The 2,872-nt window shown below is 63.7% G+C and carries 4 protein-coding genes; all 4 read left to right on the top strand.

All coding sequences use genetic code 11. From position 1 onward, the window contains the following. A partial coding sequence (locus tag ACFFAR_RS29895; RefSeq protein ID WP_174365345.1) for a TonB-dependent receptor domain-containing protein occupies nt 1-865 on the top strand: 865 nt, incomplete at its 5' end. A 41-nt stretch (nt 866-906) separates the two neighbouring features. Beyond that, nucleotides 907-1,899: an iron ABC transporter permease gene (locus ACFFAR_RS29890; protein WP_062170488.1), complete on the top strand. Its 993-nt coding sequence runs from the start codon at nt 907-909 to the stop codon at nt 1,897-1,899. After that, nucleotides 1,896-2,681: an ATP-binding cassette domain-containing protein gene (locus tag ACFFAR_RS29885; protein WP_174365344.1), complete on the top strand. Its 786-nt coding sequence runs from the start codon at nt 1,896-1,898 to the stop codon at nt 2,679-2,681. Before ACFFAR_RS29890 ends, ACFFAR_RS29885 begins: the two co-directional genes overlap by 4 nt. Nucleotides 2,682-2,689: 8 nt before the next feature. Beyond that, nucleotides 2,690-2,872, top strand: a 183-nt coding sequence (locus ACFFAR_RS29880) for a nicotinate-nucleotide--dimethylbenzimidazole phosphoribosyltransferase (RefSeq protein WP_375509083.1), incomplete at its 3' end; no start/stop codon positions are given.

Here is a 2,872-nt window from a genome sequence, read left to right as displayed (position 1 = left end):
TATCGCGCTGACGCCGGATCACAAGTTCGTATTCGGCTACGAACATCTCGACCAGACGCTTGATTCGGATCAGGTCGCGGCTCCCGATCGTCATGTGAATTCGGGATTCGCGGGTTATGTCGGCAACGTCGGGGCAAACCAGTTCCAGGCGAATGTTCGTCGCGACCAGTATTCGGATTTCGGCGGCGCCAACAGTTATTACCTCGGCTATGGCTACCATTTCGATGCGCACTGGAAAGCCACGCTCAGCTATTCCGATGCATTCCGCGCGCCGACCTTCGACGATCTGTACTATCCGTTCAGCGGCAATCCATCGATACAACCCGAGCGCAGCCATTCGGTCGAGGCCGCGCTGCAATATGCATCGAACGCGGTGGGGATCTTGCGGCTGACCGCGTTCCAGACGCGATACACGAACCTGATCAACTACGTATCGGACGGCGGCGGTTTTTTCATCGCGCAGAACGTGGGGCGCGCGAAGGTGCAGGGGCTCGAGGGATCGTGGCAGGGGCACGTCGGGCGCACGGATGTCCGGGCGTCGTTCACGCTGCAAAATCCCGTCGATGAAACCGATCAGCAGGACCTGACGCGCCGCGCCCGGCGCTTTGCGACGCTTGCCGTGAACCGGTCGATCGGCGGCTGGCGCGTCGGCGGCGAATGGATCACGAGCGGGGCGCGCGAAGACTTCGACTCGACGCTCGGCGGTTATGGTTTGGTGAATCTGTCGGCGCGCTACGACATCACGAAGTCGTGGTACGTCGGCGCGCGGATCGACAATGTGTTCAACAAGGACTATCAGCTTGCGTATTCATACAACACGCCGCGGCGCGGTGCCTACATCACGCTTGGCTGGCAGCAGCGGTGAACGCTAAGCGTATCGACGCCCGGCGTATCGACGCCCGGCGTATGGACGCCCCGCGCGCTTTCGCAATCTGGATCGCGCTCGCCCTTGTGACGCTGGCTGTATTCGTCGCGTCGCTGGCCATCGGAAGCGTGCCGGTGGCGCCTGTGCGTGTCGTGCATGCACTTTTATCGTCATCGAATGACGTGCTCGATGAAATCGTGCGCAGCCTGCGGCTGCCGCGCGCGCTGGGCGGGTTTGCCTCGGGCGCGCTGCTTGCGATGGCCGGCGCGCTGCTGCAAGTCCTGTTGCGCAACCCGCTCGCCGAGCCGTATGTGCTTGGCGTATCGGGCGGCGCGGCGGCGTTCGCGCTCGCTGCAATGCTGTTCTCCATGTCGTGGTGGAGCGTCGATGTCGCCGCGTTCGCGGGCGCATTCTTGTCGATACTGCTCGTCCTCGGACTTGCGCGGCGCGAGCTGTGGCGGGGTGAACCGCAGGATGCATCGCCGAGATTGTTGCTGACCGGCGCGGTGATCGCGGCAGGGTGGGGCGCGTTGATTACATTGATGCTCGCCGTTGCGCCCGAGAACCGCTTGCGCGGCATGGTGTTCTGGCTCACGGGCGATCTCAACGGCGTTGCGATGCCGTGGCCCGCGTTGATCGCGTTGCTGATTGCGTTGATCGCGATTGTGCCGGCTGCGCCCCAGCTCAACGTGCTGCTGCGTGGCGACATTGCGGCCGAAGCGCTCGGCGTGCGGGTCGTGCGCTTGCGGTTGCGCGTGTATCTCGTGGCATCGCTGGCGGCGGCCGCTGCCGTTACGACTGCCGGGACGATCGGGTTCATCGGGCTCGTCGTGCCGCATGTGTTGCGGCTCGCGTTCGGTAACGACCAACGCATGTTGCTGCCTGCATCGGCGATTGCGGGCGGACTGGCGGTGATGGGCGCGGACCTGATCGCGCGCACGGTGATCGCGCCCGCACAATTGCCGGTGGGTGTCATCACGGCCTTGATCGGCGTGCCGGTGTTCTTGTGGATGCTGCTGAGGCGCACGCCATGAACGGACTTCACGTTGCTCGACTCACTTTGCGCGCGGCGGATCGCGTCTTGATCGCCGATCTGACGCAGACCTTTGCGCCCGGCGAGATGTGGTGCATCGCGGGGCCGAACGGCGCAGGCAAGACGACGCTGATTTCGGCGCTGGCGGGTTTGTCGAAGGAAGCGTCAGGCGCGATTTCTCTGGATGGCCGCGTGCTTCGCGACTGGCGCCCGAACGACCTGGCGCGTCGTCGCGCATTGATGCCGCAAGCCTCGCACGACGCCTTCAGCGCAACCGTTCTCGACACCGTCATGCTCAACCGCTTCCCGCACTTGACGGGTTGGGGTTGGGAAAGCGATGCGGATCGCAGCGCTGCGCACGCAGCTTTGGAAACGCTTGGCCTCGCTCCGCTCGCATTGCGCGATGTCCAGTCGCTTTCCGGCGGCGAACGCCAGCGTGTATCGCTTGCTGCGACCTTGTGCCAGGACGCGCCGCTCTTGTTGCTCGACGAACCTCTTTCCCATCTCGACCTGCATCATCAGATCGATTGCCTGGAAGCGTTGAGCGACTGGAGCAAGGCTCCCGGGCGCAGCGTAATTTTCTCGTGTCACGATCTGAACCTGGCCCGGCGTTTCGCGACGCACGCATTGCTGCTCGATGGCGCCGGCCACGCGCATGCCGGCCCGGTCCGCGAAGTCCTCACGCCCGAGCGCGCGAGTGTTGCGTTTGGCTATCCGCTAACCTTGATTCAGCAGGACGGACACGAAGCGCTCGTGCCCGCGATGCGCTCACCTCAACGATGAACACGACCATGCCCGAAACATTTCCCCGCGTTGAACCGCTCGACCGGTCGATGACAGCCGAGCTGCAACATGTCATCGATACAAAGACAAAACCGCCCGGCAGTCTCGGACGGCTGGAATTGCTCGGGCTTCAGATCGGGCTGATCCAGCGGACGGTGAGACCGCGTATCGAACGTCCGGCAATGATCGTT

This window comes from uncultured Caballeronia sp. (assembly GCF_964243625.1).
Lineage (GTDB): Bacteria > Pseudomonadota > Gammaproteobacteria > Burkholderiales > Burkholderiaceae > Caballeronia.
The sequence above is the reverse complement of the archived record's forward strand: the minus strand, read 5'-3'. Positions and strand labels throughout refer to the sequence as shown.